Consider the following 13,746-nt stretch of genomic DNA (forward strand, 5'->3'; position numbering starts at 1 on the left):
GGGAGCCCAAAGCCATGAATCTGCGCAACATTCTCAGCACCGGTGGAGCCATCGGAGCGATCGCCCTCTCGCTTGGCGTCAGCCCGGCGCAGGCCCAGGACACCAGCGCCCAGGCCGCGGAAGAGACCGCGCCGCCCGAAAGCGCGATCATCGTCACCGGCTCGCGATCGACCACGCGGACCGTCGCCAATTCACCCGTGCCGGTCGACGTCCTTTCGGGCGAGACCCTGACCGAGGGCGGCCAGGTCGAAACCAACAAGATCCTCAACAAGCTGGTCCCCAGCTTCAACTTCCCCCAGCCCGCGATCTCGGACGGCTCGGACGCGCTGCGCCCGGCCACGCTGCGCGGCCTCGCCCCCGATCAGACGCTGGTGCTGGTCAACGGCAAGCGCCGCCACACCGCGGCGTTGCTCAACATCAACGGCACCGTCGGGCGCGGTTCGGCGGCGGTCGACATGAACTCGATCCCCGCGCTGGCGATCGAGCGGATCGAAGTGCTGCGCGACGGCGCCTCGTCGCAATACGGCTCCGACGCGATCGCCGGGGTGATCAACATCCGCCTCAAGACCGCCGACAGCGGGGGCAAGGCGGTTGTGAGCTACGGCAAGTACGTGACCACGCTCGACGATGTGCTGCGTGTGACCGGATTGCAGACCAACGCTGCGGGGCAGCCGTTCTTCGATCCGACCGACGGGCGTTATCTCGCCGCCAACACCGGCGGTGAACTCAAGGTCCGCGATGGCGAGACCTATACTTTCGCGAGCAACGTCGGCCTGCCGATCTTCGGCGAGGGGGGCTATCTCAACCTGACCGCCGAGTATCGCCACCGTGACCGGACCAACCGCACCGGGTTCGACCTTCGCCCCAACTACGTGCGCCCCAGCGGCACGACCTTCGATCCGCGCGAACTGACCTTCGATCGCCGCGAGTTCCGTTTCGGCGATCCCGAGGCCGACGACTTCACCCTGTTTCTAAATTCCGCAATTCCCTTGGGCGACGTGTTCGAACTCTACGCGTTCGCCAGTTTCAACCAGCGCGATTCGGTGAGCGCCGCCAACTATCGCCAGCAGTCGAACGCCAACAACGTCGATTACTCGCAACTCGCGCCCAACCAGCCGCCCCCCGCCGTCGGGCGCCCGCTGCTGACCCCCGACGGGTTCCTGCCGCTGATCAAGTCCGACCTGACCGACTATGCCTATACCGCGGGGATCCGCGGCGAAATCATGGGCTTTCGCAGCGACCTGTCGGTCGGGATCGGCAGCAACCAGTTCGACTACGTGACCCAGAACTCGGTCAACGCTTCATTCGGCGCGGCCACGCAGGGCAAGTTCGACGCCGGCGGGCTCAGGTACACCCAAGGCTTGCTCAACCTCGACCTCAGCCGCGACTACGAACTGGGCTTCGCCAAGCCGCTGACCGTGTCGTTCGGCGGCGAGTATCGCAACGAGCGCTACCAGATTCGGCCGGGCGACTTCCAATCCTACGCGCTCGGGCCGTTCTTCCGCGCGGCGGTCCCCAACACCACGTTGGCCAACTGCACCGCGCTCGGCGGACGCTACGGGTCGATCGCGGCGACCACTTGCGACTTTCCGGGCCGTAACGGCGGCGCGGGCGCGCAAGGCTTCGCCGGGCTCCCGGCCAACGCCCGGACTGATGCCGTCCGGCATAACTTCGCGGGCTATGCCGAGGTCGACACCGATCCGTTCGATGGTCTTTCGCTGACTGCGGCGGCCCGCTTCGAGCATTATTCGGACTTCGGCAACACCGTGACCGGCAAGCTTGCCGCGCGCTTCGAGGTCGTCGATGGGTTCGCGCTGCGCGGTTCGGTCTCCAACGGGTTCCGGGCGCCATCGCTTCACCAGCAGGTGTTCACCACCACCTCGACCAACTTCATCTCGGGCATTCCGATCGACATCCTCACGGTCCCGGTCTCCAACCCGGTGGCGAGGGCACTGGGGTCCAAGGATCTGAAGGCCGAAAAGAGCCTCAACCTCAGCGCAGGGTTCACGGCCAACCCCCTCTCGGGGCTGACTTTGACGGTCGATTACTACAACATCCGCATCCGCAACCGCATCGTGCTGACCGAGAACCTCGGCGCCTCGGGCAGCGGCACGAGCGCGCAGAATGCTGCGGTCGGCGCGCTGCTCGCCGCCGCGGGCTATCCTTCGCTCGGCGCGGCGCGGTTCTTCGTCAACGGGCTCGATACCCGCACCCAGGGCGTCGATGCGGTGCTCAACTGGCGGGTCCCGGTCGATTTCGGCAAGTTCAACCTGACTGCGGCCTACAACTACAACGACCAGAAGATCCTCAAATACCGCAACAGCCTTGCCGGGCTGTCGGCAATCCCCGGGCTGGTGCTGTTCGGCCGCACCGAAAGTTTGCGCTTCACCAAGGGTCAGCCGCGCGACAAGATCGTGCTCAGCGCCGACGGCGACATCGGCGCGTTCGGGTTCACCGTGCGCGGTACGCGCTATGGCAAGGTGCTGTCACCTGGCTCGATCGCCCCGCTCGCGCCCAATCAACTTAGCCTGACCGCGCTCGGCCCCGACGACATCAAGCTCAGCCCCAAGTGGATCACCGACATCGAGGTCCGCTTCGACGTCAGCGAGCGGATCCACCTCGCGGTCGGCGCGGACAACGCCTTCGACGTCTACCCCGATCGCCTGCCTTTCGGCCCCCGCCCGGCGGCTGCAGGCGGCGGGTTCTATCCGCAGAACAACCAGTACAACGGCTATTCGATCTTCTCGCCGTTCGGCTTCAACGGCCGGTTCCTCTACGGGCGCGTCGGCTTCGACTTCTAGGCAAGGTTCCTTCGGGAGAGGAGTGAGGGCCGTCCGGGTGACCGGGCGGCCCTTTCGCATCGCGCGAAACGCCTTTCTTACTTGGGGCGGGGTGTGGCTTAGTCGGCGCGATGATCAAAGCCGCTCGCCCCGGTTCGTTTCAGCGCCGCTCGGTCGCCGCCCCGTCGCGCTCCGTTCGGGGTGGCGCGGTGGCCGCCGGCTCGCACGTGTGGAAGGCTGGAAATTTTTCCCTTGGACAGTGGTCCAAGTGGTCCAAGTGGTCCACGGGCTCGGCAGTTTGCGGGTTCGGTTGCGCCCAACCGGTTGCAACTGTAACGACCCTGGCAAAGGAGACTTCCCATGCGCGTTGGAACCGTCGGCGAGATCAAGAACCACGAATACCGCGTCGGGCTGACGCCTGAAAGCGCGCGCGAGCTGGTGGTCAACGGCCACGAAGTGTGGGTCGAAACCGGCGCGGGGCTGGGGATCGGCGCTTCGGACGAAGACTATGTCGCGGCGGGGGCGGTGATCCAGCCCGATGCCAGGACGGTGTTCGACGGCGCGGAGATGATCGTCAAGGTCAAGGAGCCGCAGCCCGTCGAATGCGCGATGCTGCGGCGCGGGCAAATTCTCTATACCTACCTCCACCTCGCGCCCGATCCCGAGCAGACCGCGGCGCTGGTCAAATCGGGGGTCACTGCGATCGCCTATGAGACGGTCACCGGGCCGGGCGGGAGCTTGCCGTTGCTCAAGCCGATGAGCCAGGTCGCCGGGCGGATGAGCATCCAGGCCGGCGCGACCGCGCTGGAGAAGGCACATGGGGGCAGGGGCGTTCTGCTGGGCGGGGTGCCGGGGGTGCTGCCGGGGCGGGTGCTGGTGATCGGCGGGGGCGTAGTCGGCTTCAATGCGGCACAGATGGCGGTCGGGCTGGGGGCGGACGTGACCATTCTCGATCGCGATCCCGAAGTGCTCGAACGCCTCGGCACGCATTTCGAAAGCCGCGCCAAGACCCGTTTTTCCAACCGCGCCAACATCCAGCAGATGATCTGCGAGGCCGAACTGGTGATCGGCGCGGTGCTCGTCCCCGGCGCGGCGGCGCCCAAGCTGGTGACCCGCGACATGCTCAAATGCATGAAGCCGGGGGCGGTGCTGGTCGACGTCGCGATCGACCAGGGCGGCTGCTTCGAGACCAGCCACGCGACCACCCACCAGGACCCGACCTACATCGTCGACGGGGTCGTGCATTATTGCGTCGCCAACATGCCCGGCGCGGTGGCGCGGACCAGCACTTATGCGCTCAACAACGTGACCCTGCCGCACGCACTGAAGATCGCCGAACTGGGCTGGCGCGAGGCGATGCGCCGCAACCCGCACCTCGCCGCCGGGCTCAACGTGCACGACGGCAAGCTGACCTACCAGGCGGTGGCCGAGGAGCTCGGCTACGCGTTCGTGCCGGTGGCGGAGGTGCTCGGCTGAGCCTATTCCCTATCCGGGCTTAACCCGTTCAAAACGCCTGTCGGGTAAAGCGGCGCGATGGGGCTCATCGGCTTACTCGGCAGGATCACCACGTTGGCGTTGGCGCTGGCGGTCGTGATGCTGGCGCATGCCGCGCCCGCGACGGCTGCGCCCATCCGCCCGGTCTGCCACGGCTTCGCCGACCCCGGAGCGCTGCCGCGCGAGTGGTCTTGCGGAGCGACGCACTGGAGACCGACCGCGCGCGTGGCCTGGCTGCGTTTCGATGCGGCATCGTGGCGGGATGCGCCGCCGCGCAAGCTGATCCTGACGATCGGCCGGTTCGACCGGGCAACGGTCAGCGCTTACGGCGATCGCGGCGTGCAATGGTCGCGGGAGCTCCACCTCGACGACTTCACGGCGCTCGAAAACGGCCCACGCATGGCGGTGAACCTTCCCGCGGTAAGTCCTCAGACCAAGTCGATCATGGTTCGGATCGATCATACCTGGAGCATCCACACCTTGTCCGGCACCCGGCTGGACGCGAGCGACGCGCCGGGCGAACCTTGGGGCTATCGCGCGATGGTGCTGCTGGCGATGCTCGCCGGATTGCTCTGCGCGCCCGTGATCTTCGACCTTGCGTTCTATACCGCGCTGCGCGAGCGATTCCTGCTGTGGCACGCGGGAATGACCACCGGCATGCTGACCCAAACCGTGATGGCGTCGGGCCTGGCGGTGACGTTGTTCGGGCTCACGCCGGTACAACTCGCGGTGCTGTCGCCGCTGGCGTTCGCGGTCGCGGTCGCTGCGGCTGCGTTCTTCTCGGCCGAGTTCCTCGAACCGGACGCGCTCTCGCCGCGGATGCGCCTGTTGTTGCGGCTATCGGGCTGGTGGGTGCTTCTGGTTTCATGCACGCTGGCGCTACAGCCGCCCGGACTGGGAGCGCTGGGCGGGCAGACCTACCACCTGAGCTTTCTGCCGACGACGCTCGTCTTCGGGACGACCATGATCCTGGCAGTGCGCAGCGGCAGCCGCGCGGCGCGGTTTCAGATGGCCGCCTGGACGCCGATCCTCGCTTGCGGCTTCGACCGGCTGTTTCGCGGAATCGGCCTCTATTCGCTCCCGATGGCGGCAGACCAGGCCATCTATCTGGCGATGGCGCTCGAGGTGGTGATAACGATGCTGGGTGTGGCGGATAGGTTCATCGTGTTGCGCGGCGAACGGGATCGCGCCAACGCCCGAGCCCAAGAGCTCGAGGCGGCGATCGAGCGCGATCCGCTTACCGGACTCTTCAACCGCCACGGGATCGAGGACCGCTTCGCCGCGTTCCGAAACGCCGGGTTCGACACGCTCGCGGTGGTCGATCTCGATCACTTCAAGGCGGTCAACGATGCGATGGGCCATGCCGCGGGCGATTGCGTCCTTGCAGCAGCGGCGGCCGCGCTCAGCGACGATCCGGACCTCGTCGCGTGGCGGTTGGGCGGAGAGGAATTCCTGCTGTTGCTGCGCGGTCGCAATGCCACGGCACGTGCCGAAGCACGCCGCCAGGCGATCCCCGGCCGTGTCGCCGCGACGATTCCGGGGCTACCCGCGCCGGTCACGGCGAGCATGGGCTTGGTCGAGATGCAGCGCGGATCGATGCTGGCGACGCCCTATGCCGAACTCTACGCGCGGGCGGACCGCCTGCTCTACGAAGCAAAACACGCCGGGCGTAACCGGACGTGCAGCGAAAAGGTCACGCTGTTCGCGGGCGGCGATCGGCGCGTGGCTGACCGCCGCCGGAGCGCCCGTCAGGCAGCTTAGAACGACGCCGCGATCTCGGGGCGGACGCGGCACAGCCGCCCGCTGGCGCGGTCGAGCAGCGCCCATGTGCTTCGCGCCGAGACGATCGTCTTGCCGACGCGATCACGGAACACCACGCACCGATCGAACTGCGCTCCGCGCGGCGGGCCGGGAATGAAAGTTTCGGCGATCACGCTCTCGCCCAGGCCGATGTTGCCACGATAGTCGATCTCATGGCGGGTCACGACCCAGACGTGCGCCGCGACATGCGCGGGCGCGGCGACCGCATGCCAGTGCGCGGTCGCGATCTCCTGAATCCACTGCACCCAGACGGTGTTGTTGACGTGGCCCAGTTCGTCGATGTGCGCCGGGCCGGCGGTGAAGGTCATCGCGTGACGGTCGCTCACGCCGCGACTCCCAACTGCCACAGGATGAACGCGAACTCCTCGGCGGTCTCGCGCAAGCTCTCGAACCGCCCCGATTTGCCGCCGTGGCCCGCGCCCATGTTGGTCTTGAGCAGCAGCTCGTTGGCGTCGGTCTTCAGTTCGCGCAGCCGGGCGACCCACTTGGCCGGTTCCCAATAGGTCACTCGCGGGTCGTTGAGGCCGGCGGTGACCAGCAGCGGCGGATAGTCCTGCACGCGCACGTTGTCGTAGGGGCTGTAGCCGCGGATCAGGTCGAAAGCGGCCCGATCCTCTATGGGGTTGCCCCATTCCGGCCACTCGCCGGGGGTCAGCGGCAGCGAGGCATCGAGCATCGTCGCCAAGACATCGACGAACGGCACATGCGCCACCGCCGCGCCCCACAGTGCCGGATCGCTGTTGAGGACGGCGCCGACCAGCTCCCCCCCGGCCGATCCGCCCGAGATGCTGATGCTGCCAGCTTGGGTGAAACCGCGCGAGATCAGGCCATGGGCAGCATCGACGAAATCGGTGAAGGTGTTGGCGCGGCGCTCGAGCTTCCCCGCCTTGTACCACGCCCGCCCCAAATCGTCGCCGCCGCGGATATGGGCGATGGCATAGGCGAAGCCGCGATCCACCAGCGAAAGCCGGGTGGTCGAGAAGCCGGGGTCGATGCTGATGCCGTAGGCGCCGTAGCCATACAGATGAAGTGGGCCGCCGCGTTGGCGGTCGCGGCGGTAGACGACGCTGACCGGGATCGCGGTGCCGTCGTGAGCAGGGATTTCGAGGCGTTCGGTGACGTAGAGCGAGGTGTCGTAGCCCGACGGGATTTCCTGGACTTTCAGCACCTCCATCGTCCGCGTGGTGACGCTGTAGTCGAACACCGTCGCCGGGCTGACCATGCTCTCGTAGCTCAGCCGCAGCGTGTCCATCGCCCACTCGGGATTGTCGCCCAGCCCGGCCGAAAAGCTCGCTTCCGGAAACACGATCGGCTCGATCCTCGCCGGGTCGTCGTAGTAGCGCACTTCGATCGTATCGAGCCCGCGAACCCGGCCCTCGGTCACGTAGAAATCGCGAAACAGATCGAAGCCGGTGAGATAGAAGTCGTCGGTGCCCTCGACCAGCGTGGTCCACTCGCCCGGGTTGTCGAGTGGCGCGGTGGCCAGGCGGAAGTTCTCATGGGTGTCGTTGGTGTGGACGAACAATACGCCGTTGCGCTCGTCGATGTCGTACTCGACGCCGGTCTGACGCGGGCGGACGAGGATCGGCGTTGCGAGCGGATCGGCGGCTGGGACCAGTCGGACCTCGCTGGTCTCATGGTCGCTGGTCCCCACGATCAACCACTTCTGGTTGGCCGAAAGCGACGATCCGACGCGAAAGCCCTCGTCGTCCTCGTGAAACAGTTCGATGTCGTCGGACAGCGGCTGGCCCAGCCAGTGAAGCCGGGCGTTGTCAGTCCGCCACTGTTCGTTGGCAAGCGAATAGACCAGGCCGGTGTCGTTCGCGACCCACACCAGCCCGGAGAGCGTACCGGGGATCTCGTCGGCCAGCACTTCGCCGGTGGCGATGACCTTGATTCTGGCGGTGAAGCGTTCGGAGCCATTGTCGTCGACCGACCAGGCGAGAAGCTTGCCGTCGTTGGAGACGCTGATCGCGCCGAGCCGGAAATACTCATGGCCTTCGGCCAATGCGACTTCATCGAGAATCAACTCGTCCTCGCCGCCTGAGACCGGCCTGCGCCACCACTTCTTGTATTCGGCGCCGTCCTCGAACTCGATCCAGTAGAGCCAGTCGCCGTCCCTCTGCGGGACCGACTTGTCCGCCTCCTTTATCCGCCCGCGCATTTCCTTGAGCAGTGTCTCGACCAGAGGCTGGTGCGGCGCCATCCGCGCTTCGAACCAGGCGTTCTCGGCGGCAAGGTGGGCGAGGATTTCGGTGTCCGCGACCTCGGGATAGCCGGGGTCGCGCAGCCAGGCATAGTCGTCGGTCAGCTCGACGCCGTGGTAGGTGACGGTGGAAGGCTTCTTGGCGGCGACGGGAGGTGTGGCAAGAGTCATCCGGCGGCCCTATGATGCCCCGCATGACCCCGCAACCCGGACCACGCTCATGCTGATGCACACCCACGAATCACGCCTCGATGCGCTGCGCAAGGAACTGGCGCGGCAAGACCTCGATGGCTTCGTAGTCCCGATTTCCGACGAGCACATGAGCGAGTACGTCGGCGGCTATGCCCAGCGGCTCGCCTGGCTGACCGGGTTCGGCGGCTCGGCGGGAACCGCGGTCGTGCTGAAAGACAGCGCGGCAATGTTCGTGGATGGGCGCTACACCCTGCAAGTCCGAGACCAGGTCGACGGGCGGTTCTGGGACTACCAGAGTGTGCCCCAGACCAGCGTTGCCAAGTGGCTTGGCGAACACGCACCCGAAGGCGCGCGGATCGGCTACGATGCCTGGCTACACGGCAAGCCCTGGGCCGACGCGGTGCGCAGGGCGCTGGCCGACAAGGGTGGCGAACTGGTCGCTGTGGAACGCAACCCGATCGATGCGGTCTGGCAGGACCGGCCCGAGCCTTCGGACGCTCCCGCCACGGTCCACGCCACCGAGCATGCGGGCAAATCCAGCCAGGAAAAGCGCGCGGCGATCGCCGAGTGGCTGGGCGAGAAGAAGCTCGACGCAGTGGTGATCGCCGCGCTCGATTCGCTCGCCTGGCTTTTCAACATCCGCGGCGCGGACGTCGAGCGTACGCCCGTTGCGCTGGGCTTTGCGCTGGTCCACGCCGACGGCACTGCCGACCTGTTCATGCCCGAGGCCAAGCTGCCCGCCGAGGTCCGCGCGCATCTCGGCAACGCGGTGCGGGCCCACCCGCGCGAGGCGTTCGTGCCCGCGCTCGGCGAGCTTGGGGGCAAGCGTGTCGGGGTCGATCCCGAACGTTCGGTCCACGCAATCTTCGCCGCGCTCGAGGCCGCCGACGCGACGATCATCGAACTGCGCGATCCCTGCGTGCTAGCCAAGGCGGTCAAGAATGAGGCCGAGAAGGCCGGGCAGCGCGCCGCGCAGGCGCGCGACGGGGCTGCGCTCAGCAAGTTTCTCAAGTGGCTGGCCGAGGCCGCGCCTGCGGGCACCGAAACCGAGCTGTCCGCCGCCGCACAGCTCCGCGCGCGCCGCGACGAGACCGGAGTGCTTAAGGACCTGTCGTTCGATACCATCAGCGGCGCGGGACCGAACGCGGCCATTCCACACTACCGAGTCAGTGAGGAATCGAACCGGCGGATCGAGCCCAACAGCGTCTACCTGGTCGATTCCGGCGGGCAGTACCTCGACGGCACCACCGACGTGACGCGGACTGTGTGGATCGGTCCGGGTCAGCCTCCCGCCGAGGTCCGCGACCGCTTCACCCGCGTGCTCAAGGGCCACATCGCGCTGGCGCGGGCGGTATTCCCGCAAGGGACGGTCGGCAGCCAACTCGACGGCTTCGCGCGCCAGTTCTTGTGGGCCGCCGGTCTTGATTACGCGCACGGCACCGGCCACGGGGTGGGCAGTTTCCTATCGGTTCACGAAGGTCCACAGCGGATCGCCAAGTCGGGCGGGGGTCAGGCCGGGACCGAGCAGGAACTGCTCGCCGGGATGATCCTGTCCAACGAGCCGGGCTACTACAAGTCGGGCGAGTACGGCATCCGAATCGAGAACCTGGTGCTCGTGGAGCCGCGCGAGATTGCTGGCGCGGAAGGTCCGTTCTTGGGCTTCGAGACACTGACTTTCGCCCCGATCGACCGCGCGCTGGTCGATACCGCGCTCCTGACCGCGGAGGAGACCGCGTGGTGGAACGGCTATCATGCCGAGGTGCTGGCCAAACTGGGCCCGCGGCTCTCGGGCGAAGAGCGAGCTTGGCTGGACGGCGCCTGCGCCCCCTTGTGAGGCCACGAATGTTCCTTTAATGTTCCAATCGACTCAGGGGAAGGGAGCAGGAACATGATTGGTTATGTTACCGTCGGCACCAACGACATCGCCCGCGCGGCGAAATTCTACGACGCGATCGCCGCTGAGCTGGATACCCCGCGAATGATGGAGTTCGAAAACTTCATCGCCTGGGCCAAGCCGGGCGGAGGTGCAGGTATCGCCGCGACGAAACCGTTCGACGGCAACGCGGCGAGTGTCGGAAACGGCGTGATGGTCGCATTCGAGGCGAAGGACGAGGCGCAGGTCCAGCGGCTCTACGACATCGCGCTGGCCAACGGCGGAACCGACGAGGGCGCGCCCGGGCCACGCGGCGAAGGATTTTACGCGGGCTATTTCCGCGATCCCGACGGCAACAAGCTCAACGCCTTCGTGATGAGCTGAGGCAGGACGCCGCGGCCTGGCTTTCCCCGCGGTGAACGACGGGCGACGTTTGCGACAAATCGCGACAAAAGTGGCTGGCCCCGGCATAGTCGCGCGACACGGGGGGCCTAGAAGGCTTGCCGAAGCCGTGTCCGGGTCGGTCGCTTCCCTCCCCCTTCCCGTTCGACCTCGGGCATGGCTTCACGCATTCTGCGAAACAGGAGGTTGTTCGCGATGAAGAAGTTTACTCTGGCTGCGGCCGCAGCCACTCTGGCGATGAGCGCCACCGCGTTGATCGCCGCGCCCGGCGATGCCAAGCGCGGCCCCGACGCCAATGGCGACGGCACGATCACTCGCGCCGAAGTCCAGGCCCAGGTCGCCGAGCGTTTCGCCAAGGCCGACGCCAATGGCGATGGCGTGCTCAACGAAGCCGACAAGGCGGCGCGGACCGGCCAGATGTTCGATCGCATCGATACCGACAAGAACGGCTCGATCAGCCGCGCCGAGTTCCTCGCCGCGCATTCGGGTGCGGGCGGCGAGCACGCCGGCATGGACCATGGTGCAATGTTCGGTCCAGGAGGTCGCCCCGGCGGACGCATGGGAGGCGCGGGCATGATGCTGCGGATGGCGGATACCAACAACGACGGCGCGGTGACCCGCGACGAAGCGCTGGCCGCGGCGCTCAAGAGCTTCGACCGGATGGACGCCAACAAGGATGGCCAGGTGAACCGCGCGGAGCGCCAGGCCGCGATGCAGGCGATGGGCGCACGGATGCGCGGCAACGGCCCGGGCGGTGACATGCCGCCACCTCCGGCCGGCGACGACCAGTAAGGTCTTGATGGGCGCGGCGTGACGGCTCCGACCGAATCTGCGCCAACCCGGCTGCTCATCGTCGATGACGAATCCGCGCTGCGCGAACCCCTGGCGGACTATCTGGTCCGCCAGGGATTTGCCGTGACCCAGGCGGGCACCGCGGCTGAAGCGCGCAGCCGCCTAGCCGAAGACGTCCCCGACCTGGTTCTACTCGACATCATGATGCCGGGCGAGGACGGCCTGTCGCTGTGCCGCCACCTGGTCGAATCGCGCCGGTTGCCCGTCATTTTCATCACCGCCCGCGGCGAGGCGACAGACCGCATCGTTGGGCTCGAGATCGGTGCCGACGACTATGTCGTCAAACCGTTCGACCCCCGCGAGCTGGTCGCCCGTATCCGCAGCGTGCTGCGCCGCGCGAATCGCGGCCCGTCTCCGGCCAGCGACGAGTACGACTACGAATTCGAGGGCTGGCGGCTCGATCCGCTCAAGCGCCGCCTGGTCGATCCCGAAGGCGCCGTGGTGGCGATTTCCTCGGTCGAGTTCCGTCTGCTGCTGACCTTTCTCGATCACCCCCGCCAGGTGCTGGATCGCGACCGCCTGCTCGATATGGTCCAGGGCCGCGAGGCGCATCTTTTCGATCGCGCGGTCGACAATCAGGTCAGCCGCCTGCGCCGCAAGATCGAAATGGACAGCAAGAACCCCCAACTTATCCAGACGGTGTGGGGCGGCGGCTACCTGTTTGCCGCCGATGTGCGCCGGGTGCCTGCCTAGTGCCGGTCTGGCCGCGAAGCCTGCAAGGTCAACTGCTGCTCGCGATCGCGGTGGCGCTGCTGATCGCGCAGGGCGTCAGCGCGGCGCTGATCTATCGCGCCCAAGCTGAACGACGCGAAGCCGCGCTGGTTTCGGCGGCTGCGTTCCGCCTGACCGGGGGCGAGGGGCGCGACCGCCCCGGGCCGATCGCGCGAGGCGAGCGGATGGGGCTGCGGGTGGGAGCCTCGTCGCCCCAATTCGCCGGCGAGGCTCGCGACACCCGCGCCGAGATAGCGCTGGCGGATATTCTCACTCGCGAGGGAGTGGCCTTCGACCGAGTTGTCGTGCTCGACCGCCCCCTGGCGCGCGATGCCTATGCACGCGATTGGCTCGCTCGAAATCACGATCGAGTCGTGCGCCGAATGCACGAGCCGCCCAGCGAGCTGGTGGTGGCCGCGCTCCGCCGCACCGATGGCCAATGGCTGAGCGCGCGCGTGGTGGTGCCGCCGGGCGAGCGTCGCCTGCTGCGCTCGCTCCTGCTCCAGGCGCTGTTCACGTATGCCGTGCTGATCGGCGCGGTGGCGCTGGTCCTGCGGCGGATCACCCGGCCTTTGGCGGCGCTGACCCGGCGCATGGAGCGCTTTGCCGGCACCCGCGATGGAAGCGAACCGCTCGCCGTCGAAGGCCCCGACGACGTCCGCCGGCTGATCGCCGCGCACAACGCACTCGAAACGCGGATCGCCACGCTGCTCGATGAGAAGGACGTCATGCTCGGCGCGATCGGCCACGATCTCAAGACCCCGCTGGCGGCGCTGCGGGTACGGATTGAGAATGTCGAGGACGATGCCGAGCGCGGCAAGATGGCGGCGACCATCGAGGACATCAACCGCAGCCTTGACGACATCCTCAGCCTCGCGCGCGTCGGGCGTCCCTCCGATCCACTCGAACCGACCGAACTCGGCGCGCTGGCGGCGGCGGTGGTCGAAGAATACGAGGACCAGGGCAAGCCAGTGACGATCGCCGAAGGTCCGCGGATCGTACTGCACGCACGCGCCACCTGGCTGCGGCGCGGCCTGCGCAACCTGATCGACAACGCGCTGCGCTATGGCCAACGCGCCCGGGTTTCCCTGGTCCGCGAAGGCGGCATGGCGGTGATCCGGATCGAGGACGACGGCCCCGGGATTCCCGCGGACGAGATCGTCCGGATGCTCGAGCCGTTCACTCGCCTCGAGGGTAGTCGCAACTCCGCCACGGGCGGCGCGGGTCTGGGGCTGACTCTCGCCCGCGCGGTCGCCGAGCAGCACGGCGGAGCGCTGCGCCTGGCCAATCGGCGCGATGGGACGGGACTGATCGCTAGCGTTTCGTTACCGCTGGTGTGACATTCGTCGAAAGCGATTAGAAATGCGCGGATGTTTGGCTATTCGCTTGCCGTGAACGAAAACGTTACGGGATCG

General features: G+C 67.2%; 10 protein-coding genes. 8 read left to right on the plus strand and 2 right to left on the minus strand.

From position 1 onward, the window contains the following. Positions 1 to 14 precede the first annotated feature (14 nt). From GKE62_RS10910 to GKE62_RS10920, 3 genes are all read left to right on the plus strand, one after another. Positions 15 to 2,801, plus strand: coding sequence for a TonB-dependent siderophore receptor (locus tag GKE62_RS10910; protein ID WP_154692270.1), 2,787 nt, complete (start codon positions 15 to 17; stop codon positions 2,799 to 2,801). Positions 2,802 to 3,140: 339 nt separating this feature from the next. Then, the gene (gene ald, locus GKE62_RS10915; RefSeq protein WP_154692271.1) at positions 3,141 to 4,256 is read left to right on the plus strand and encodes an alanine dehydrogenase; all 1,116 of its coding nucleotides are present in this window, start codon (positions 3,141 to 3,143) and stop codon (positions 4,254 to 4,256) included. 57 nt (positions 4,257 to 4,313) lie between these two features. Then, positions 4,314 to 6,035, plus strand: coding sequence for a diguanylate cyclase (locus tag GKE62_RS10920; RefSeq protein ID WP_154692272.1), 1,722 nt, complete (start codon positions 4,314 to 4,316; stop codon positions 6,033 to 6,035). Here GKE62_RS10920 and GKE62_RS10925 read toward each other — a convergent pair. After that, a complete protein-coding gene (locus tag GKE62_RS10925; RefSeq protein WP_154692273.1) occupies positions 6,032 to 6,421 on the minus strand; it encodes a thioesterase family protein in 390 nt (129 codons plus the stop codon). The genes GKE62_RS10920 and GKE62_RS10925 overlap by 4 nt on opposite strands. Continuing rightward, positions 6,418 to 8,472: a S9 family peptidase gene (locus GKE62_RS10930; RefSeq protein ID WP_154692274.1), complete on the minus strand. Its 2,055-nt coding sequence runs from the start codon at positions 8,470 to 8,472 to the stop codon at positions 6,418 to 6,420. The genes GKE62_RS10925 and GKE62_RS10930 overlap by 4 nt, the downstream gene beginning before the upstream one ends. A 55-nt stretch (positions 8,473 to 8,527) precedes the next feature. On the opposite strand from GKE62_RS10930, the gene GKE62_RS10935 reads away from it, so the two are divergent. From GKE62_RS10935 to GKE62_RS10955, 5 genes are all read left to right on the plus strand, one after another. Continuing rightward, complete coding sequence (locus GKE62_RS10935) at positions 8,528 to 10,327, plus strand: aminopeptidase P family protein (protein WP_154692275.1); 1,800 nt, start codon at positions 8,528 to 8,530, stop codon at positions 10,325 to 10,327. 54 nt (positions 10,328 to 10,381) lie between these two features. Continuing rightward, positions 10,382 to 10,750, plus strand: coding sequence for a VOC family protein (locus GKE62_RS10940; RefSeq protein WP_154692276.1), 369 nt, complete (start codon positions 10,382 to 10,384; stop codon positions 10,748 to 10,750). Positions 10,751 to 10,963: 213 nt separating this feature from the next. Further along, positions 10,964 to 11,560: an EF-hand domain-containing protein gene (locus GKE62_RS10945; RefSeq protein WP_154692277.1), complete on the plus strand. Its 597-nt coding sequence runs from the start codon at positions 10,964 to 10,966 to the stop codon at positions 11,558 to 11,560. A gap of 18 nt (positions 11,561 to 11,578) precedes the next feature. After that, positions 11,579 to 12,313, plus strand: coding sequence for a response regulator (locus GKE62_RS10950; protein ID WP_154692278.1), 735 nt, complete (start codon positions 11,579 to 11,581; stop codon positions 12,311 to 12,313). After that, positions 12,313 to 13,671, plus strand: coding sequence for an ATP-binding protein (locus tag GKE62_RS10955; protein ID WP_230206640.1), 1,359 nt, complete (start codon positions 12,313 to 12,315; stop codon positions 13,669 to 13,671). The genes GKE62_RS10950 and GKE62_RS10955 overlap by 1 nt, the downstream gene beginning before the upstream one ends. Positions 13,672 to 13,746 lie beyond the last annotated feature (75 nt).

Origin of the sequence: Novosphingobium sp. Gsoil 351 (assembly GCF_009707465.1) — a bacterium.
Lineage (GTDB): Bacteria > Pseudomonadota > Alphaproteobacteria > Sphingomonadales > Sphingomonadaceae > Novosphingobium.

What these genes read in the sequence shown, in the direction of transcription:
- GKE62_RS10910 (WP_154692270.1), top strand. Translation starts at nt 15, where the DNA reads ATGAATCTGCGCAACATTCTCAGCACCGGTGGAGCCATCGGAGCGATC.
- ald (WP_154692271.1), top strand. Translation starts at nt 3,141, where the DNA reads ATGCGCGTTGGAACCGTCGGCGAGATCAAGAACCACGAATACCGCGTC.
- GKE62_RS10920 (WP_154692272.1), top strand. Translation starts at nt 4,314, where the DNA reads ATGGGGCTCATCGGCTTACTCGGCAGGATCACCACGTTGGCGTTGGCG.
- GKE62_RS10930 (WP_154692274.1), bottom strand. Translation starts at nt 8,472, where the DNA reads ATGACTCTTGCCACACCTCCCGTCGCCGCCAAGAAGCCTTCCACCGTC.
- GKE62_RS10935 (WP_154692275.1), top strand. Translation starts at nt 8,528, where the DNA reads ATGCACACCCACGAATCACGCCTCGATGCGCTGCGCAAGGAACTGGCG.
- GKE62_RS10940 (WP_154692276.1), top strand. Translation starts at nt 10,382, where the DNA reads ATGATTGGTTATGTTACCGTCGGCACCAACGACATCGCCCGCGCGGCG.
- GKE62_RS10945 (WP_154692277.1), top strand. Translation starts at nt 10,964, where the DNA reads ATGAAGAAGTTTACTCTGGCTGCGGCCGCAGCCACTCTGGCGATGAGC.